Origin of the sequence: Pseudomonas gorinensis (genome assembly GCF_042015035.1) — a bacterium.
In the GTDB taxonomy this organism is placed as follows: domain Bacteria; phylum Pseudomonadota; class Gammaproteobacteria; order Pseudomonadales; family Pseudomonadaceae; genus Aquipseudomonas; species Aquipseudomonas gorinensis.
The window spans coordinates 999,065-1,017,226 of record NZ_CP167125.1 but is presented as its reverse complement, the minus strand read 5'-3'; the positions used below and the strand labels follow the sequence as shown (position 1 = coordinate 1,017,226).

Below are 18,162 nucleotides of genomic sequence, written 5' to 3'. Positions count from 1 at the left end.
GCGATGGTTCTCGCGGCGCACCTGCTACACCCCGGCCGCCTTGAGCCTCTGCGCATGCTCGACGAACAGCCGGATCGGCTCCGCCCCCTTGCCCACCAGCCCCAGGGACTGGTTGACGATATCGAAATGATCCAACGCATAGTCATCGCCGATCACCACGCCCAGGTGTGAGCTGTAGCGCCCGACCATGCCGTCGCACTGGCCCTTTTCGCGCACGAAGCTGCGGGCGAACAGGCGGCAGCTGCGATTCGTCCCGTCCAGCAGGTTGCGCCCGCGGTCGGTCTTGCCCGGCTGCAAGGTGCCGGACCACGAGTAATAGCGCACGCCATTGACCTCGGCAGCCCCCTGCCCGCCCCACGTTGCTGGCAAGCCCTGGGGGTACGCACGGTTGAACGCGGCCACGCCGACGCTGGTGAGCGAATGGTGCGAGGCGTGCAAGTCAGCCTTGAAGCGCGGCCCGCGATAGCCGGTTTCCAGCACACCCATCACCCAGGCGACCCAATGGAACAGGGCACTCATGATCCGGCCCCTGACGCTCTCCGCCGGGTAATGGGTGTGGATATGGTCGGCCAGTTCCGAACCGTGGTTGGGCCCGGCCACCGAGGTGACCGACGCCACCCACTCCGGCACCCTGGCCGCCGCGTAGCGCGCGGTCAGCGCCCCCTGGCTGTGGCCGATCAGGTTGACCTTATCGGCCCCGGTCTCGCGGCGAATCCGCTCGATGTGCGCCAGCAACTGCTCACCCCGCACCTCGCTGGAATCCAGCGGCGCGACCTGCACCGCAAACACCTGCGCCCCACCCGCCCGCAGCGCCGGGACGATGCCATACCAGTAGGGAAACCACCCCAGGCGCACGAACCCGAGCATGCCGGGCACCAACACCAAGGGGTAACGCGTGGCTAACGACTGCGGCATGGGGCGAACGTCCTTGATCGATACAGGATAGGCGCAGGCTAGCCCAATCCAGCGACGAGCAGATGACACCGCCCAGTAAATCCAATAAAACTTTTTGCGTTGCGCGGCACTCACAACTGGGAGCGATCACGCCAGCAGAGCGTGGCGCAAAACCGGATTAGCACCAGGAGATTGAGATGACTGAAGCAAACCTGACTGACGTTGCGACCCTGCGCAGCCGCGCCCGCCAGAACGTCGAAAACGGCGCCGTGACCGAGGGCTACGACGCCGACCGCGAAGAGATCATTCGCCTGCTCAATGCCTCGCTGGCCACTGAACTGGTCTGCGTGCTGCGCTACAAGCGCCACTACTTCATGGCCAGCGGCGTCAAGGCCCAGATCGCCGCCGAGGAGTTCCTCGAACACGCCACCCAGGAAGCCGAACACGCCGACAAACTCGCCGAGCGCATCGTGCAGTTGGGCGGCGAACCGGAGTTCAACCCGGACCTGCTGTCGAAAAACTCCCACGCGCAGTACGTGGCCGGCAATACGCTGAAGGAAATGGTCTACGAAGACCTGGTCGCCGAGCGGATTGCGGTGGACAGTTACCGCGAGATCATCCAGTACATCGGTGATAAAGACCCGACCACGCGCCGCCTGTTCGAAGAGATCCTGGCTCAGGAAGAAGAGCATGCCGATGACATGGCCGACATCCTGGAAAGCCTGTAACCCCTGTGGCAAGCCCTAATGCCATTTAGTTAATGGCTTTTTTGTAGGAGCGAGCTTGCTCGCGAAGAACTCTCAGGCGCCGCGTTCATTCAGGAGACACGCGTTATCGTTGACGTTCTTCGCGAGCAAGAACTAGGCGTCCCCCTCGCTCCTACAGAAGGCGATATACGCTTAACTGAACGGCATCAGGGGCCCCCCTCCCCCATTTTTGTTCGCGGTTTGGTCTGTCAGCCTTTCACCGTCTTTGGCGCCTTGCCTTCCCGCATCTGTTGCAGCAGCGGCGCACACTGGTTCGGCGCATCGCCACTCGGCGCCACCAGCGCCAGCAAGCCGGCGGCCGGGCCGGCGATCACGCCCAGTGCGACCATGCCCGCGCCACGCAGGGCCAGGGGGATGGCTTTGACGCCGGCATTCGGCTTGATGAACGGGCCATTGACGTACAGCGGGGAACGCAACGAGAACAGGCGGAACCCTTTGGACTCCGGCGTGATGGTGAGGTCCAACTGCTCGGTGGCCATGTTCGCAGTGCCATCGACGTAGATGATGGCGTTCTCGGTATCGAACACAAACAACCGGGTCGTCGCCAGGCCGGTCTTGATGCCAAAGTCCGCCGCCGCGCAGTTGATCTTGACTTCCTTGTCGCCAAACAGGCGGCCCACCACGTAGTTACCGACGTTGAGCCCGGCTATTTCCATCAGGCCACGGCTGATGGCGCCGTCGTTGATCAACATTTTCAGGTCGCCGTTGGAAGTGCCCAACAGCGCCGCCACGGAGTTGCCGCGCCCGGAAATATCCGCATCACCGTTGAGTTCGCCGAAGCTGGTTTTCATCGGTTCGAAAGTCGGGAACAGTTGCTTGAGCTTGAAGTTACGCGCGGTCAGTTTGGCCCGGCCTTCCATGGGCACCGTGCGGCCGTTCAAGCGGATCTGCGCATCCAGCTTGCCACCGGCCACCCCGAAGCGCAGGGGTTCCATGCTCAGCTCGCCGTCGTTGAGGACCAGGTGGGTATAGAGGTCGGTGAACGGCAAGTCGGCGCTGTGCACAATGCGTTTGCCGGTGAATTCGACATCGGCATCCATCACACGCCAGCGCTCGGTGCGGAACTCTTCCACCGGCAGCACTTTGTTCGCCGGTTGCTTGCTCATCCCACCACGGGCCTTTTGCTTGGCGTTGGAGTCGGCGCCGATCAAGGGCGCGAGGTCCGTCATCAGCAGTTGGTTGGAGACCAACGTGCCGCTGAGCTTGGGGCGTGGCTGGCTGGCGACATAGGCCAGGTCGCCGTGGATGTCACTGTTGCCGATCTTGCCGTTGAAGTTTTCGTAGCGGAACGACGCGCCATTGGCCTCGTGCAGCTTGGCGATCAGATGTCCGTCTGTGGAGTAGGCCGGTGAATCCGGCAAGGTGACGCCGGTCAATGGGTACAGGTTGCCCAGGCTACTGCCGGCAAGTTTCAGGCGCAGGTCGAGGGCGCCCAGGTTGAGTGGGTCGGTCAGGGTGCCGGCCAGGGCGATACGGGTGTCGGCGATGTCCACCTGGGCCTGTAGCGGGAACGGCTTGGCCGCGTCCTGCAAGGCAAGCAGGCCGCCGATCTTGCCGGTGCCGTCGAGTTTCTGGCCGTGGTACTGGCCTTTGACCTTGAGGCCAAACGCGTAGTCCTGGGGGGCCGCGCCTTTTTCCAGGGCCTTCCTGGCATCGGCGTCACCGACGATTTCAGCAAACGGAATGGGCTGGCCCAGCGGGTCGATGATCACATCGAGTTGGGTCTTGAGGGTTTGATCGTCAAGGGTCACATGGCCTTTGTCGAAGCCGATGGTGCCGATGTCCACCACCCAGCTGGAAGGTTCGGCGCTGGGGTCCTTGGGGTCGAACGTGAAGGTCCAGTTGGCGCGGCCATCGGCGAGGCGCTGCAACTCGGCGCTCGGCTCAGTGAGGTCGATGCGCGGGATCACCACACGCTGGGCCAGCAAGGCCAGGAGAGAGATACGCAGTTCAACGCGCTTGAGCGTGACCATCTGCGGTTTTTTCGACCAGTCAGGGTTACCCAGGGTCAGGTCTTCGGCAATCACATGGGGCCACGGCACCCAGGCACGCCAGCCGCCTTCGTCTGGCTCACGCTGCCACACCACCGCGAGGTTGCCATTGATGGCGAACGGACGATGCAGCTCTTCGGAGACCTTGGCATTGAGCGGGGGTTTGATGCGATTCCAGTCAAAGAACACCAGGACCAGAGCCACGATGGCAATTAATAGAACGAAGCTGGCGCAGCTCCAAGCGACGATTTTACGAGTGCGCGTCATTGCACAGGACTCCTGAATACGACTGGCTGAGCTACCCCTATAGAGCAGCCTATAAAACTACGACTGGTAAACCACACGGGGGTTTAACCCGATGCACGATTTAACCCGCGGATACCGGCTTTCCTGACCGACCAGGCAAATTTGATCATCAACGGCGCACCATTGTTACCCAGGTTCGTGTCGAAAATACCCACACCGGTGCAAAACCGCGGGCTTGAGAGGCTCGTTCTAGAGCCTCCGCCGAGAACAATCAATTCTGTTGATTATTACCATTGTGTTTATGAACTTTTATATCGACTTATCGAGAGTAGCATTAGCTCCGTACCCACTTTATCGCCCTCCCAAGGAGCAACCCATCATGAAACGCCAAGTCCTTGCTACCGTCCTGATGTCTGTCCTGGCCTCCAGTGCCTTTGCCCTGCCAGCTGCGGAACAGGCCACCCCACAGAATAAAGCCCAAGCCGTTCAATCCAGCCAAACCCTGGCTCGCAGCGGCTCGCAAGAAGATGAAAACCGCGACTACGCCAAAGGCGCCGTTGCTGAGAATGGCCGTAATCGCCTGGAAGAGAAAGGCCTGGTAGAGGGCGGCGCTGAACAAGCCAACGACCGTGCCTACACCCAAGGCGTCGCTGAAAATGGCCGTAATCGCCTGGAAGAGAAAGGCCTGGTTGAAGGTGGTGCTGACCGTCTGCAGGAACGCAACACCGTAGCCGAAGGCGGCGCTGACCGTCTGCTAGAACGCAACACCGTTGCCGAAGGCGGTGCTGACCGTCTGCAAGAACTGCATCAAGCACAGAGCTAAGCCTGTGATGGCCCAGAAAAAAGCCCGATCAGCCGATCGGGCTTTTGACTTTATGTAGCCTGCGTCACATCTCCCCCTGCACACCTCGCCGTCAAGTTCGACGTCAACGAAGTTGTTTTGCTAGAGTGCGTCGCTGTACTTGCCGACAAAGCCCGCCCCCACATGCTGCCCCGCGCCGAACAGAAGCAACAGACCCGCCTCGCCTTGATGGACGCAGCCCGCCATCTGATGGAGTGTGGCCGTGGGTTTGGCAGCCTGAGCCTGCGCGAAGTGGCCAAGACGGCCGGAATTGTACCGACCGGGTTCTATCGACATTTTGCCGATATGGATCAGCTGGGCCTGGTGCTGGTCAGCGAAGTCGGCCAGACCTTCCGCGCCACCATTCGCCTGGTGCGCCATAACGAATTCGTGATGGGCGGCATCATCGATGCGTCCGTGCGGATCTTCCTCGATGTGGTCTCGGCCAACCGTTCGCAGTTTTTGTTCCTCGCCCGCGAACAATATGGCGGCTGCCTGGCGGTGCGCCAGGCCATCGGTGCCCTGCGCGAAGACATCACCCGCGACCTCGCGGCGGACCTCACCCACATGCCCAAGCTCCAGCACCTGGATGCCGACGGTTTGCACGTGATGGCCGACCTGATCGTCAAGAGCGTGTTCGCCACCCTGCCCGACATCATCGACCCTCCCGCCCAGGCCCTCCCGGCCCACCTCACGCCCCAGGCGAAAATCACCCAGCAACTGCGCTTTATCTTTATCGGCCTCAAGCATTGGCAGGGCCTGGGCAGCACGGAGTAAGTCCCTCAGCCCGCGGCGTGGAAACGCTTGGCGGTGGTGAAATTACGGTCCCAGTAACGGTTGCTCAGCGAGTCGATACGCACGGTTTTGCCCGCCCGTGGCGAATGGATAAATTTGCCCTCGCCTATGTAGAGGCCGACATGGCTCACCCGCCCGCGCCCGTTACCTTTGAAAAATACCGCGTCGCCAGGCTTCAAGGCGTTGCGCTTGATCGTGGCGGCCTTCGAACCATGCATCGCCGCCGTGGTACGCGGCAGGTGGATATTGGCCTGGGTCTTGAACAGGTACACCAGGAAGCTGCTGCAATCGAAGCCCTGCTCGACTGAATTCCCACCCCATTTATAGGGCGTACCGAGTAACTCATGAGCGCGATCGATCACATCGTCGATGGACGGTTTGCGTGACAGGGCTGGCAGGGCAGTGTCGACCTTGAGAGGGGCGACAGCGCGCTTCTGGATATTGGCCGATGAAGACGTGGTGACCAGGAAAAGGCCGAAAATGAATACACACACAATTGATTTGAACATGGTGGAACCCGTCGTGGATTGAGCACGGCGCAAATCCTAATCAACGACCAGGTAATCCGATGAACTCCTATTCCTGTGAGCACGTAGGACAAATCCGAAAAAAATTCAGCGATAAAAAAGATGAAAGAGATTTCCTGCAGCCCCCGTCCGCCCCAAGGAGAAGCGCACATATTTGGTGCCATAAACAGGGCGATGCACCAATTTGAAACATTGGCGAAGTTTTCTGACGCCCTATTCGGCAGCACTGCCACGCACCTACAGGCAATTCCTACTCCACGGCATGATTGGCAAGGCCCTTGCTCTAGCTCTTGCATCGCTCATAGCTGGAAGTTTCCTGATGCTGGTGATCCACCGCCGAATCGCCCCGCAGGCCCTCTGGGCCGCTGAATTGCTGCTGAATTTCGAAGCGCGCAGCAAAAGCCGCCTGCGCTGTTTCAGTGCCGACGGCGAAGATGTCGGCCTGTTTCTGGAGCGTGGCCAACCGCCGCTGCACGATGGCGAATTCCTACAAGCCGAAGACGGACGTGTCGTACGCGTATGCGCGCGTCCTGAACAACTGCTGCATGTCACCTGTAGCAGCGCGTTTGAACTGACCCGTGCCGCCTATCACCTGGGCAATCGCCATGTCGCCCTGCAGGTCGGCGATGGCTGGTTGCGCTTGTTGGACGACTACGTGCTCAAGGCGATGCTCGATCAACTGGGTGCCACCACGCAAACCATCGAAGCGCCCTTCCAGCCGGAACATGGCGCCTATGGCGGCGGCCATCATCATTCGCGCCATGGCGACGAAGATTTCAACTACCCGCCCAAGCTGCACCAGTTCGGCGTACGGTTATGAACCCAGCCTGGGCGCTGTTGCGTCTGGCCAGTCCGCAACTGCCGATTGGCGGCTACAGCTATTCACAGGGGCTGGAAATGGCCGTGGAAAATGGCCGCGTGAGTGAGGCCGACAGCGCCCGACGCTGGATCAGCGACCAGTTGCTGCTCAACCTTGCACGCTTCGAAGCCCCGCTGCTGCTTGCCCATTGCCGTGCTGCCGCCGACGAGGATTGGCCGCAGTTGGCGCAGTTGTGCGCAGAACACCGCGCCAGTCGTGAGACGCGCGAGCTGTATCAGGAAAGCCGGCAGATGGGCTACTCCCTGCAACAACTGCTCAACGGCTTGCCCGAGCTCGACGCTGACGCTCGCGAAGTGCTCGATCAACACACCGAACCCCACCTGGCCCTCGGTTGGGCCCTGGCCGCCCGCGCCTGGCGCATCAGCCCCGACGATGCCCTGGCTGCCTGGCTGTGGAGCTGGCTGGAAAACCAATTGGCGGTGTTGATGAAAACCCTGCCCCTCGGCCAGCAAGCCGCCCAACGCCTGACCAGCGAACTGCTGCCGCTGCTGCAACAGGCCCAACAGGACGCCGGTCGCATCGACCCCAACCATTTTGGCAGTGCCGCCTTCGGCCTGTCCTTGGCATGCATGGCCCATGAGCGCCAGTACAGCCGCCTGTTCCGTTCATAGGTCCTTTTACGTCGGAGGCCTTTTATTTTGGAGAAGCACATGAACACACAACCTCTGCGCGTCGGCATCGGCGGTCCGGTGGGCTCCGGCAAGACCGCCCTGACCCTGGCCCTGTGCCTGGCGCTGCGTGATCGCTACAACCTGGCGGTGGTCACCAATGACATCTATACCCGCGAAGACGCCGACTTCCTGGTGCGCAACCAGGCCCTGGCGCCCGAGCGCATCATCGGCGTGGAAACCGGTGGCTGCCCGCACACGGCGATCCGCGAAGACGCCTCGATCAACCTGGAAGCGGTGGACCAGCTCAACCGCCGCTTCCCTGGCCTGGACCTGATTCTGGTGGAGTCTGGCGGCGACAACCTGTCGGCCACCTTCAGCCCGGAGCTGTCGGACCTGACCATCTACGTGATCGATGTGTCGGCCGGCGACAAGCTGCCCCGCAAGGGTGGGCCCGGTATTTGCAAATCCGACCTGCTGGTGATCAACAAGATCGACCTGGCACCGCTGGTCGGCGCCTCGCTGGAACTGATGAACAGCGACACCCAGCGCATGCGCAACGGCAAACCCTTCGTGTTCAGCAATCAGAAAACCGGTGTCGGCCTGGAAGAAATCGTCGCCTTTATCGAACGCCAAGGTCTGTTGACCGCGGCCTGATCAACCCTAAGGAACCTGTCCATGAGCCTGAAAAAACTCTTCGGCGCCGCCGCCCTGCTGCTCACCCCTGCCCTGGCCTTCGCTCACCCCGGCCATGGCGACAACGGCCTGGTGGCCGGTATCAGCCATCCATTGGGCGGTATCGACCACCTGCTGGCCATGGTGGCGGTAGGCCTGTGGGCCGCGCAGCAAAAAGGCGCGGCGCGTTGGGCCCTGCCTTGCACGTTTGTGGGCACCATGCTGATAGGCGGCGTGCTGGGTTTTGAGGGCCTGGGGTTGCCGGCACTGGAAAGCGGGATTGCCGCGTCGGTGCTGGCACTGGGCCTGGCGGTGGCGCTGGCAGTGCGTCCGCCGTTGTTCGTGGCGGTGGCGGCGACGGCGGTGTTTGCCTTGTTCCACGGGGTTGCCCATGGCCTTGAGCTGCCAGACATGTCGAGCCCTTGGGCGTATGCCGCAGGGTTTGTCGGCGCGACCGCTGCACTGCACGCCGCCGGGTATGCGCTGGTGCGCTGGCTGCCGGCTGCGGCGGCGCCGTTGGTGCGGGTTGCCGGGGCGGCTTCGGCGGCGACTGGGGTGTGGTTGCTGGCGGGCTGATTTGCGCCGTTTGTAAGGGCCTCATCGGGGGCAAGCCCCCTCCCACATTTGACTGTGTTCACAAATCCAAATGTGGGAGGGAGCTTGCTCCCGATAGCGGTGGCGCAGACACCACTGATCCCAAGCCTGCTACCATGCGCGCCTACACCCCTGCCGTGACGACGCCAGCCGATGCCCACCGTTCCAAGCTCCACCCCCCAGTCTTCCTTGAATGCCGTGCTCTCGCACTTCCATGACGTGATCGTGCCGCTCTGGCAGGGCCCGGGCTGGAATGCCGAGCTGACGTTACCCTATGAGGCGCTGGACGCCGATCACCGGCCCTTGCCCCCGCAACGCTACCGCGCCATGGCTTGCGCACGGCAGTTGTATCTGTTCGCCAGCCTGATCGGCGTACCCGGTGCAGCCTTTGCCGAAGAACGCGCAGCGGCGCTGTTTCGCTCCCTGCAACGGCATTTCCACGATGCCGAACATGGCGGCTGGTTCTACAGCATCGACCCTGCCGGCCAGCCACTGGACAAACGCAAGGACCTCTACACCCACGCCTTCATCATCTTTGCCTGCGCCCATTACTGGGCCAAGGTGCGTGAGCCGCTGGTGGAGTCGGTATTGAATGCCGCCCTGGAAGTGGTGGCCGAGCGCTTCGCCAACGGCGATGGCCTGTACGAGGCGGTGCTGGAGCGCAACTGGTCATCACTCAAGTCCGGCCCGCTGCAAAACCCGCTGATGCACCTGGCCGAAGGCTTCCTCGCCACCCTGGCGGTGCGTGAGGATACCGGCGTGCAAGCGGCCCTGCTGAGCCTGGCGACGGCCATGCAGCAGCGCTTTATCGAACGCCAGCATGGCGTGATGATGGAAAAACCGCTGGGCGCTGTGGATAACTGGTTTGAGCCGGGGCACCAGTTCGAGTGGTTCTTTTTGCTGGAATCGTCGCCCGTGCTGCGCGGCACTCCACTGCATGGGTCACTGACGCGGGCGTTTGCCTACGCAGAGCACAAGGGTGTGGATAGCGCGACCGGGGCGGTCAGCGGCATGCTGGCACTCGACGGTACGGTGCGCGACGGCACCCAGCGTATCTGGGCCCAGGCGGAATACCTGCGGGCACTGACCTTGCGGCCTGGCAGTGAGGCCGTGCTGCAGCGCCAATTGCTCGCGCTGCAACAGCATTTCCTGCATGAAAAAGGCTGGCATGAATGCCTGGATGCCAAAGGCGACGTGAGCCGGCGGGATATGCCGTCGACCACGCCTTATCATTTGGCGACCTGTTATCAGGGTTTGATCCAGCATCTCGGGTGACCTTCAGGGCCTCATCGGGGGCAAGCCCCCGATGCAGACGACTCGGTCTAACTGACCATCAAGCAATCCACTTGCGATCCCCGGTAAAGCTGATCGTCAACCAGCGCGCCGCATCCGGTTTGCCCAGCCCTGTGGATATCTCTTCGCGCAGCCCGTCGAGGGTCGCGACGCTATCCACCGGGTAGTCCGCCGGCAACACCACATGAATCTCGATAAACCGCGCCCGTCCGTGCTTTTGCACGTAGGACACGTAGTCTTCGAAACCATGCCTGGCCTGGGCGGCGTCCATCACTTCACGCACCTTGTCGTCCAAGTGGTCCGGGGCAATCCCCAACACCTCGCGCAAGGCCGGGCGCAGGATCTTGAAGGCCGGCGCCAGCATGCTCAGGGCCAGCAGGATCAGGATCAACGGGTCGACATACACCGCCCACTCGCCATAGCCCTGGGACTTAAGCAACAGCGCGGCGAGAAAGCTGACCAGCAAGCCCACCGAAAGCATCGCGTCCACCAGCCAACTGATGTTGTCGAACTGGATCAGCGATGACTTGAGCCTGCGGTTGCGGTAGCGCACATAGAAGAAATAGGCGAACTCGACCACGGTAAATACCGCGGCATAGATAATCACCAGGCCCAACTCGATCTCGCGCCCGCCATTGATAATGCCGAACACACCGTTAAGGAACGCATAGATGGCGATCAGCAGCAGGAAGCTGCCTTCGATCAGCAATACCATCGGCTCCAAGTGCCAGTAGCCGAACTGGAAACGCTCATTGCTTTTCTTGGCGATCAGCTTGGCCGTGATCAGCATCAACACCTTGATGGCGGTGGCGATCAGCGAGAAAAAGCCGTCGAATAAAATGGATTGGGCGCCAGAAACCACACCCGTGACAATCCCGGCGATCGCGACAGCGAACATCAGGATCGTCGATTGTTTGAGCAGCGACTGCTCACCTCGGTTACTCACAATTCCTCCCGTCAAAACCTTTGAACCGCTGGATGCGGTGGGGTTTTCAGGAGTGGAGTGTACCTTATGGCCTGTTTTGACCGATTTGCCGCCATTTATTGTAGGAGCGAGCTTGCTCGCGAAAAACCCGAGGGCGCCACGTGCAGTCAGAATGCACGCGTCATCGTTGACGTTTTTCGCGAGCAAGCTCGCTCCTACAGTGTATGGCGTAAGCGGCTTAGGCCTTAGCCCCACGCTCAATCGCAAACCCAGCCCAGGTCTGGCTCACCGGCATCAGCTCCAACCGGTTGATGTTGACGTGCGCAGGGGTGTTCAGCACCCAGAAGATGGTGTCGGCAATGTCCTGCGGCTGGATGGGCTCGGCGCCGGCGTAGGTGGCGTCGTAGCGCGCCTGGTCACCACCGAAGCGCACCAGGGAGAACTCACTCTCGCACAAGCCCGGCTCGATATTGGTCACGCGCACGCCTGTGCCTTGCAGGTCGCAACGCAGGTTCAGCGAGAACTGCTTCACGAACGCCTTGGAGCCGCCATACACGTGGCTGCCTGGATACGGGTAGCTGCCGGCAATGGAGCCCAGGTTGATGATCCCGGCACCACGCCCATGGGCGATCAGGCGCGGCAGCAGCAGGCTGGTGGTGGTCAGCAGGCCCTTGATATTGGTGTCGACCATGGTTTCCCAGTCGTCGAGGTTGCACTTGGGTGCAGGGTCAGTGCCCACGGCCAGCCCGGCGTTGTTGATCAAGCCGCGCAGCGTGGCGAACGATGGTGGCAGGTTGGCGATGGCATCCTCCATGCCCTTGCGGTCACGGACGTCCACCACCAGGCCATGCACTTCGGTCTGCTTGGAAAGCTCTTCGACCAACGCGTTCAAACGCTCGGCACGACGACCGGTGAGCACCAGTTTCCAGCCGGCTTCGGCAAACCGACGGGCGCAGGCTTCGCCGAAACCTGAGGTGGCGCCAGTAATAAACAGCGTGTTGGACATGGTGTTCTCCTTGCGGGCATCGGGGAAAAAAATCAGCCAGCAGAATGCCTTTACGCCGCGGTTGCGGCAACCGCTATGCACATCACCTCACTCACGCCTGGTCATTTTTTAACCATAACGAGCAAAGCCTTATGAGCCGTGGCTTGCAGCCATATGCACGCAGGTTATCCACAGCTGCGCCCACAGTCTTTGGGGGCAAGTGCAAAACGCTTCAGGCCGCTGTGTACAAGGCTTTCAGGCGATTTTAGAAAGTTTTTTGCTTGACCTGAGCGCAGGCGTATGTAGCCCCATAGGCAGCGGGGAAAATCGAACGATGGCTCCAGGCCAGTCATTCCGGCCTCTGCGGCAGTCTTTCCAGAGTTTAATCACAGACTTATCCACAGGCTGGCGGGACATATTTCAGTCATATACCTGTGTCTTTAAACAGGTTGACAAACCCCTCGATCGGCCGCGAAAAAGCCACTGATCAAAAAACAACCACACAGCTGGAAGCCACGGTTTTAAAGGCGTTCAGCCAGCTACTCCCACGTTACCCACAGCCGGTTCCACAGTGGATGGGGACAAGTCAAAACTGTGACAAAACAGGGATTTGCGGCGGCTATATGTCGCGCTTTGGAGGGAGGCTGGATTTGTTTTCCACAATTTGGGATCGCCCTTGTGGGTACCATAAAACCAAATGTGGGAGGGGCGGTGCGACGATTCGACTTGCCCCCGATAGCGGTGGGTCAGTATCAGATGTGCCGACTGATACACCGCCATCGGGGGCAAGTCGAATCGTCGCACCGCCCCTCCCACAGGGGGACTGCATTGTTATTTGGATCAGTGGCCGCCGAGGTAGGCGTTGCGCACTTCCTCGTTCACCAGCAGCTCCTTGCCGGTGCCTGTGAGGCGAATCTCGCCGTTCACCATCACATACGCCCGGTCCGACAAACGCAGTGCGTGGTTGGCGTTCTGCTCCACCAGGAAGATGGTCATCCCGGTGGAGGCCAGTTCGCGCAGGGTGGAAAAGATCTGCTTCACCACAATCGGCGCCAGGCCCAGGCTCGGTTCATCCAGCAACAGCAACTTGGGACGGCTCATCAGCGCGCGGGCAATGGCGAGCATTTGCTGCTCGCCACCGGACATGGTCATGGCCCTCTGGTTACGCCGCTCCTTGAGCCGCGGGAACAGCTCGAACATGCGCTGCATGTCTTCCTGGGCGAACTTGTCACCGATAGGGATGGTGCCCATCAGCAGGTTTTCCTCGACGGTCATGTCGGGGAACACCCGCCGCCCTTCCGGCGACTGCGCAATGCCGTTGGAGGCGATGTAGTGGGACGACTTGTGGGTAATGTCGACACCGTTATAGAGAATCTGCCCCGACTCCGCCCGTGGCTGGCCGAAGATCGACATCAGCAGCGTGGATTTACCCGCGCCGTTGGAGCCGATCAGGCTGACGGTCTCGCCTTCGTTGATGTGCAGCGAGACTTTCTTCAGGGCCTGGATCGGGCCGTAGAACACATCCAGGTCCTTCATTTCGAGGATAGGCGCACTCATACCAGCTCCTCTTCGTCAGCACCCAGGTAGGCGGCAATCACTTTCGGGTCGTTGCGGATCGCTTCCGGCCCACCTTCGGCGATCACGTTGCCGTGGTCGAGCACCACGATATGGTCGGAAATACTCATCACCATGCCCATGTCGTGTTCGATCAGCACCACCGTGAGGTCGTGTTCGTCGCGCAGCAGGCGAATCATCGCGCTGAGGGCTTCGGTTTCCTGGGGGTTGAGGCCCGCCGCGGGCTCGTCGAGGCAGATGATCTGCGGTCGCGTGCACATGGCGCGGGCGATTTCCAGACGGCGTTGCTGGCCATAGGAAAGTTCGCCGGCGAGGCGGTTGGCGCAGTCCACCAGGTCGACTACTTCGAGCCAGTAGAACGCGTGGTCGAGTGCATCGCTTTCGGCCTTGCGGTAGCCCTTGGTGTTGAGGATGCCCGCCAGCATGTTGCGGTTGACCCACATGTGCTGGGCCACCAGCAGGTTTTCCAGCACCGACATTTCCTTGAACAGGCGGATGTTCTGGAACGTGCGGGCCAGGCCGGCACGGTTGACCAGGTGAGTACCGCCGAACATCTTGTAGAACACCCGGCTGAAGAAGCTTTTCGGCGAGACGAAGTCGACGGCCTTGAAGCGCTCGCCGAGCAACTGGATCACGTTGGTCTGCTTGCCACGTACGTTGAGCTCGATCTTGCCACCGCTGGCTTTGTAGAAGCCGGTGAGGCAGTTGAACACGGTGGTCTTGCCCGCGCCGTTGGGGCCGATCAGGGCGAAGATCGAGTTGCGTTCGACCTTGAGGCTCACATCGCTCAAGGCCTTGATGCCACCGAAGTGCATCATCAGGTGTTCCACGCTGAGGACGATTTCCTTGCTCATGGCGCCACTCCTTTACGTGGGGTCACGCCGGTACGGCTGATGCGGATCAGCCCACGCGGTCGCCAGATCATCATCACCACCATCAACACGCCAAACAGCAGCACGCGGTATTCGGAGAAGCTGCGCAGCAGTTCCGGGGCGACGGTCAATACAAATGCCGCAATCACCACGCCAACCGTCGAGCCCATGCCGCCCAGTACGACGATGGCCAGGATCAGCGCCGACTCGAAGAAGGTGAACGACGACGGGTTGACGAAGCCCTGGTAGCTGGCAAAGAACACCCCGGCCAGGCCGGCAGTGGAAGCGCCAATGGTGAACGCCGAGAGCTTGACCAATACATGGTTCAGGCCCATGGAACGGCAGGCGATCTCATCTTCGCGCAAGGCCTCCCAGGCACGGCCTACAGGCATGCGGGTCAGGCGGTGCTTGATGTACAGCACAGCCAGCACCACCAGGAACAGCACGATGTAGATGAACATGAACTTGATGTTGGGGTTGTAATCGATGCCGAAGAACTCATGGAACGGAATCCCGCCATCCTTCGCCTTGCGCCCGAACTCCAGGCCGAGGAAGGTTGGCGAAGGCACCGGCATACCGTTCGGGCCGCCGGTAAATGACAGCCAGTTGTTCAGTACCAACCGGATGATCTCACCGAAGCCCAGGGTCACGATGGCCAGGTAGTCACCGTGCATTCGCAACACCGGGAATCCGAGTATGCACCCCGCCAGCGCCGCACAGATGGCCGCCAGGGGCAGCACCGTCCAGAAGCCCAGGCCGAGGTACTGGTAGCCCAGCGCCAGGCCGTAGGCACCGATGGCGTAGAACGCCACGTAACCCAGGTCGAGCAAGCCGGCCAGGCCGACCACGATGTTCAGGCCCAGGCCCAGCAACACGTAGATCAACCCGAGGATCACCACAGTCAGCAGGTATTTGTTGGCGAAGATCGGGAACACGATGGCGATCACGATCAACACCGGGATGATCCAGCGCAGCCGCGACTTGTAGTCCGGTGGCAGTACGTGCACGCCGGAGCCACTGCTTTCGAAGCCTTGCAGAATCTTCAGGCCCTTGGGGGTTTGCAGGAACAGGCTGAGGGCAAAGCGGCCGGCCATCACGATGGCGACCAAGGTGGCCACGCGCGCAGGTTCCAGGTTGAAGCTGTAGCCGTCGAGGACCACGCCGACGATCGGACCGAATACGATCAGCGAAATAAGCCCGGCAAGGATCGTATCGACCACACTTTTCTTGATATCGATAGGTTTGGCAGCAGACATGTTTACACCTTCGCCACGAGTGGGCGACCAAGCAGGCCCTGAGGACGGAAAATCAGAATCACCACCAACAGGGAGAAACTGAACACGTCTTTGTAGTCAGAGTTGATCAACCCCGAGAACAACGACTCGGAAATACCCAGGATGATCCCGCCGAGCATGGCCCCAGGCAGGGAACCGATGCCGCCGAGTACCGCTGCGGTAAACGCCTTGATGCCGATGATGAAGCCGGCGTAGAAGTCGAACGTGCCGTAGTTGAGGGTGATCAGCACGCCGGCCAGGGCCGCCATGGCGGCACCGATGATAAACACGTAGGAGATCACGCGGTCGGTGTTGATCCCCAGGATCGAGGCCATCTTGCGGTCTTGCTGGGTGGCGCGGCACATGCGGCCGAGCTTGGTGTACTTGATGATGTAGGTGAGCAACGCCATGCCGGCAAACGCCGCCACGAGGATGAAGATCTTGGTGTACGTGAGCTGGACGAACCCACTGCCGATGTCGACGCGCCAGGCGCCGGCCAGCAGGGTTGGAATGCCTTGTTGTTTCGCACCCTGGGCGATCTGCGCGTAGTTCTGCAGGATCAGGGAGATCCCGATGGCGCTGATCAGCGGTGCCAGTCGGGTGGAGTTGCGCAGCGGTTTGTAGGCGACACGTTCAATGACCCAACCGTAAACGCCAGTGACGACCACGGTGAAGATCAGGGTGCCGAGAATGAGCAGTGGGAAGGATTCGATGCCGAAGTAAGCCAGCAGTGCCAGACTGATCGCCGCGAGGTAAGCGGAAATCATATAAACCTCGCCATGGGCGAAGTTGATCATGCCAATGATGCCATAGACCATTGTGTAGCCGATGGCGATCAGGCCATAGACCGACCCGAGGGTCAGGCCGTTGACCAGTTGCTGCAGGAAAATACCATCCATAACGCAATCTCACGCGGTGAGAACCTGCGCACCGGTGGGTGCGCGGTCCTTCTGGAGGAAAAGACAGATCTCGATCAGAACACGGTCCCCCTGTGGGAGGGGGCTTGCCCCCGATTGCGGAGCGTCAGCTGTACATCGGGGGGCTGACACACCGTCATCGGGGGCAAGCCCCCTCCCACATTCGGACGTCGGCGCTATGCCTTACTTCTGCTTTTCCAGCTGGTGGTATTTGCCGTCTTTATCCCACTGGTAAACCACGTAGTCGGAGACTTTCAAGTCGCCCTTCGCGTCCCAGGTCTTCTCGCCCATCACGGTTTTGACCGGGTGCGCTTTCAGCCATTTGGCGGCGTCTTCGCCCTTGTTGGACTTGGCGCCGTTGAAACCGGCGGCCAGGGCCTGCAGCGAGGCGTAGGCGTACAGGGTGTAGCCTTCTGGCTCATAACCGGCCTTGCGGAACTCTTCCACGACGGCCTTGCTGTCTGGCAGCAGGCGCGGGTCGGCACCAAAGGTCATGTACACGCCATCGACGTATTGCGCGCCGCCAGCGGTGGCCACCAGTTCATCGGTCACCACGCCGTCATCGGACATGAACTTGACGTCTTTGAGGCCCGCTTCACGAATCTGGCGGACCAGCGGACCGGCTTCCGGGTGCAGGCCACCGAAGTACACGACGTCGGCGCCCAGGGAGCGGATTTTGGTGACCAGGGCGCTGAAGTCTTTCTCGCCACGGGTCAGGCCCTCTTCCAGCACCGGCTTGACGCCGCGCTTGGTCAACTGGGCGGAGGTGGCGTCGGCCAGGCCTTTGCCGTAGGTGTCCTTGTCGTTGATGACCGCGACTTTCTTGCCCTTGAGCACGTCGACGATGTAATCGCCGGCGACGATGCCTTGCTGGTCGTCACGGCCGCACATACGGAACATGGCGCCCAGGCCGCGTTCGGTCACTTGTGGGTTGGTAGAGCCAGGGGTGATCGCGATGATGCCCGCTTCGTCGTAAACCTCGGAGGCCGGGATGGTGTTCGACGAGCAGAAGTGCCCGACCACGCCAATCACTTTGTCCTGGTCCGCCAGGCGGTTGGCCACGGCCACAGCCTGCTTCGGCTCACACGCATCGTCACCGGCAACCAGCACGACCTTCTCGCCGTTGATACCGCCGGCCTTGTTGATCACCTCGGCTGCCGCCTGGGCACCTTTCATGTACTGCTCACCGAACGACGCGTTGGCGCCGGTCATGGGCCCCGCTACGCCGATCTTCACATCAGCTTGAACAAACGTAGAAACACCCAGTGCCGCTGCAACGGCGAGGGCCAGAAAACCTTTCTTGTAAAACGTCTGGGACATGAGTGGTGCTCCGATATTTTTGATTTTTGGCACGACAACTTGCGTTCAAACCTTTCACTGAAAGCCCTGAGCAAGCCTCGTGCCATTACGTTTTTATTCTTCAAAAAGACACGGTGTCATTGTTATTTCAGATGTTTCGACTCCGCTCGCCAGGACGTGCAACCCTCTAGCATCAAGAGGTGC

General features: G+C 60.8%; 18 protein-coding genes. 8 read left to right on the top strand and 10 right to left on the bottom strand.

What is annotated here, in order from left to right; genetic code table 11:
* Positions 1-24: 24 nt before the first annotated feature.
* Positions 25-915 (bottom strand): esterase/lipase family protein, encoded by an 891-nt coding sequence (locus tag AB7933_RS04515; RefSeq protein WP_024073124.1) that lies wholly within the window; start codon positions 913-915, stop codon positions 25-27.
* Positions 916-1,091: 176 nt separating this feature from the next.
* On the opposite strand from AB7933_RS04515, the gene AB7933_RS04510 reads away from it, so the two are divergent.
* Entirely contained in the window at positions 1,092-1,622 is a 531-nt protein-coding gene (locus AB7933_RS04510) for a ferritin-like domain-containing protein (RefSeq protein ID WP_024073123.1), read from the top strand.
* A gap of 227 nt (positions 1,623-1,849) precedes the next feature.
* On the opposite strand, the gene AB7933_RS04505 is transcribed toward AB7933_RS04510, so the two are convergent.
* Positions 1,850-3,919, bottom strand: coding sequence for an AsmA family protein (locus AB7933_RS04505; protein WP_024073122.1), 2,070 nt, complete (start codon positions 3,917-3,919; stop codon positions 1,850-1,852).
* Positions 3,920-4,277: 358 nt separating this feature from the next.
* On the opposite strand from AB7933_RS04505, the gene AB7933_RS04500 reads away from it, so the two are divergent.
* Together AB7933_RS04500 and AB7933_RS04495 are read left to right on the top strand one after the other, a co-directional pair.
* Complete coding sequence (locus AB7933_RS04500) at positions 4,278-4,721, top strand: hypothetical protein (protein WP_024073121.1); 444 nt, start codon at positions 4,278-4,280, stop codon at positions 4,719-4,721.
* Positions 4,722-4,883: 162 nt separating this feature from the next.
* Complete coding sequence (locus AB7933_RS04495; protein ID WP_024073120.1) at positions 4,884-5,516, top strand: TetR family transcriptional regulator; 633 nt, start codon at positions 4,884-4,886, stop codon at positions 5,514-5,516.
* 5 nt (positions 5,517-5,521) lie between these two features.
* On the opposite strand, the gene AB7933_RS04490 is transcribed toward AB7933_RS04495, so the two are convergent.
* The gene (locus AB7933_RS04490; RefSeq protein WP_024073119.1) at positions 5,522-6,043 is read right to left on the bottom strand and encodes a C40 family peptidase; all 522 of its coding nucleotides are present in this window, start codon (positions 6,041-6,043) and stop codon (positions 5,522-5,524) included.
* A 337-nt stretch (positions 6,044-6,380) separates the two neighbouring features.
* Between AB7933_RS04490 and ureE the strand changes: the two genes are divergently transcribed.
* The 5 genes from ureE to AB7933_RS04465 all read left to right on the top strand — a co-directional run bounded on the left by ureE (position 6,381) and on the right by AB7933_RS04465 (position 10,093).
* Positions 6,381-6,881, top strand: a complete 501-nt coding sequence (ureE, locus tag AB7933_RS04485; RefSeq protein ID WP_024073118.1) for an urease accessory protein UreE — start codon at positions 6,381-6,383, stop codon at positions 6,879-6,881.
* On the top strand, positions 6,878-7,552 hold the full coding sequence (locus tag AB7933_RS04480) for an urease accessory protein UreF (protein WP_024073117.1): 675 nt from the start codon (positions 6,878-6,880) through the stop codon (positions 7,550-7,552). Before ureE ends, AB7933_RS04480 begins: the two co-directional genes overlap by 4 nt.
* A 39-nt stretch (positions 7,553-7,591) precedes the next feature.
* Complete coding sequence (gene ureG, locus AB7933_RS04475) at positions 7,592-8,206, top strand: urease accessory protein UreG (RefSeq protein ID WP_012721947.1); 615 nt, start codon at positions 7,592-7,594, stop codon at positions 8,204-8,206.
* A 21-nt stretch (positions 8,207-8,227) separates the two neighbouring features.
* Positions 8,228-8,800 carry a HupE/UreJ family protein gene (locus AB7933_RS04470; RefSeq protein WP_024073116.1) on the top strand — a complete coding sequence of 191 codons (573 nt, stop codon included), beginning with the start codon at positions 8,228-8,230 and terminating at the stop codon, positions 8,798-8,800.
* Positions 8,801-8,971: 171 nt separating this feature from the next.
* On the top strand, positions 8,972-10,093 hold the full coding sequence (locus AB7933_RS04465; RefSeq protein ID WP_024073115.1) for an AGE family epimerase/isomerase: 1,122 nt from the start codon (positions 8,972-8,974) through the stop codon (positions 10,091-10,093).
* Between the two features lie 58 nt (positions 10,094-10,151).
* Here AB7933_RS04465 and AB7933_RS04460 read toward each other — a convergent pair whose 3' ends face one another.
* The 7 genes from AB7933_RS04460 to AB7933_RS04430 form a co-directional block, all read right to left on the bottom strand.
* Positions 10,152-11,057: a cation diffusion facilitator family transporter gene (locus tag AB7933_RS04460; RefSeq protein WP_041160827.1), complete on the bottom strand. Its 906-nt coding sequence runs from the start codon at positions 11,055-11,057 to the stop codon at positions 10,152-10,154.
* Between the two features lie 217 nt (positions 11,058-11,274).
* A complete protein-coding gene (locus AB7933_RS04455) occupies positions 11,275-12,042 on the bottom strand; it encodes an SDR family oxidoreductase (RefSeq protein ID WP_024073113.1) in 768 nt (255 codons plus the stop codon).
* An 819-nt stretch (positions 12,043-12,861) separates the two neighbouring features.
* Positions 12,862-13,578, bottom strand: a complete 717-nt coding sequence (locus AB7933_RS04450; protein ID WP_024073112.1) for an ABC transporter ATP-binding protein — start codon at positions 13,576-13,578, stop codon at positions 12,862-12,864.
* The gene (locus tag AB7933_RS04445) at positions 13,575-14,450 is read right to left on the bottom strand and encodes an ABC transporter ATP-binding protein (protein ID WP_024073111.1); all 876 of its coding nucleotides are present in this window, start codon (positions 14,448-14,450) and stop codon (positions 13,575-13,577) included. The genes AB7933_RS04450 and AB7933_RS04445 overlap by 4 nt, the downstream gene beginning before the upstream one ends.
* The gene (livM, locus tag AB7933_RS04440) at positions 14,447-15,724 is read right to left on the bottom strand and encodes a high-affinity branched-chain amino acid ABC transporter permease LivM (RefSeq protein WP_024073110.1); all 1,278 of its coding nucleotides are present in this window, start codon (positions 15,722-15,724) and stop codon (positions 14,447-14,449) included. Before livM ends, AB7933_RS04445 begins: the two co-directional genes overlap by 4 nt.
* 2 nt (positions 15,725-15,726) lie before the next feature.
* Positions 15,727-16,641, bottom strand: coding sequence for an ABC transporter permease subunit (locus AB7933_RS04435; RefSeq protein WP_024073109.1), 915 nt, complete (start codon positions 16,639-16,641; stop codon positions 15,727-15,729).
* A 201-nt stretch (positions 16,642-16,842) separates the two neighbouring features.
* Positions 16,843-17,979: a branched-chain amino acid ABC transporter substrate-binding protein gene (locus tag AB7933_RS04430; protein WP_024073108.1), complete on the bottom strand. Its 1,137-nt coding sequence runs from the start codon at positions 17,977-17,979 to the stop codon at positions 16,843-16,845.
* Between the last annotated feature and the right edge of the window lie 183 nt (positions 17,980-18,162).

Coding starts and splice junctions, on each gene's coding strand:
- AB7933_RS04450 (WP_024073112.1), bottom strand. CDS start 13,578: ATGAGTGCGCCTATCCTCGAAATGAAGGACCTGGATGTGTTCTACGGC.
- AB7933_RS04505 (WP_024073122.1), bottom strand. CDS start 3,919: ATGACGCGCACTCGTAAAATCGTCGCTTGGAGCTGCGCCAGCTTCGTT.
- AB7933_RS04430 (WP_024073108.1), bottom strand. CDS start 17,979: ATGTCCCAGACGTTTTACAAGAAAGGTTTTCTGGCCCTCGCCGTTGCA.
- AB7933_RS04480 (WP_024073117.1), top strand. CDS start 6,878: ATGAACCCAGCCTGGGCGCTGTTGCGTCTGGCCAGTCCGCAACTGCCG.
- AB7933_RS04445 (WP_024073111.1), bottom strand. CDS start 14,450: ATGAGCAAGGAAATCGTCCTCAGCGTGGAACACCTGATGATGCACTTC.
- AB7933_RS04435 (WP_024073109.1), bottom strand. CDS start 16,641: ATGGATGGTATTTTCCTGCAGCAACTGGTCAACGGCCTGACCCTCGGG.
- AB7933_RS04470 (WP_024073116.1), top strand. CDS start 8,228: ATGAGCCTGAAAAAACTCTTCGGCGCCGCCGCCCTGCTGCTCACCCCT.
- AB7933_RS04510 (WP_024073123.1), top strand. CDS start 1,092: ATGACTGAAGCAAACCTGACTGACGTTGCGACCCTGCGCAGCCGCGCC.
- AB7933_RS04515 (WP_024073124.1), bottom strand. CDS start 915: ATGCCGCAGTCGTTAGCCACGCGTTACCCCTTGGTGTTGGTGCCCGGC.
- ureE (WP_024073118.1), top strand. CDS start 6,381: ATGCTGGTGATCCACCGCCGAATCGCCCCGCAGGCCCTCTGGGCCGCT.
- AB7933_RS04490 (WP_024073119.1), bottom strand. CDS start 6,043: ATGTTCAAATCAATTGTGTGTGTATTCATTTTCGGCCTTTTCCTGGTC.
- AB7933_RS04500 (WP_024073121.1), top strand. CDS start 4,278: ATGAAACGCCAAGTCCTTGCTACCGTCCTGATGTCTGTCCTGGCCTCC.
- livM (WP_024073110.1), bottom strand. CDS start 15,724: ATGTCTGCTGCCAAACCTATCGATATCAAGAAAAGTGTGGTCGATACG.
- AB7933_RS04495 (WP_024073120.1), top strand. CDS start 4,884: ATGCTGCCCCGCGCCGAACAGAAGCAACAGACCCGCCTCGCCTTGATG.
- AB7933_RS04455 (WP_024073113.1), bottom strand. CDS start 12,042: ATGTCCAACACGCTGTTTATTACTGGCGCCACCTCAGGTTTCGGCGAA.
- AB7933_RS04465 (WP_024073115.1), top strand. CDS start 8,972: ATGCCCACCGTTCCAAGCTCCACCCCCCAGTCTTCCTTGAATGCCGTG.
- ureG (WP_012721947.1), top strand. CDS start 7,592: ATGAACACACAACCTCTGCGCGTCGGCATCGGCGGTCCGGTGGGCTCC.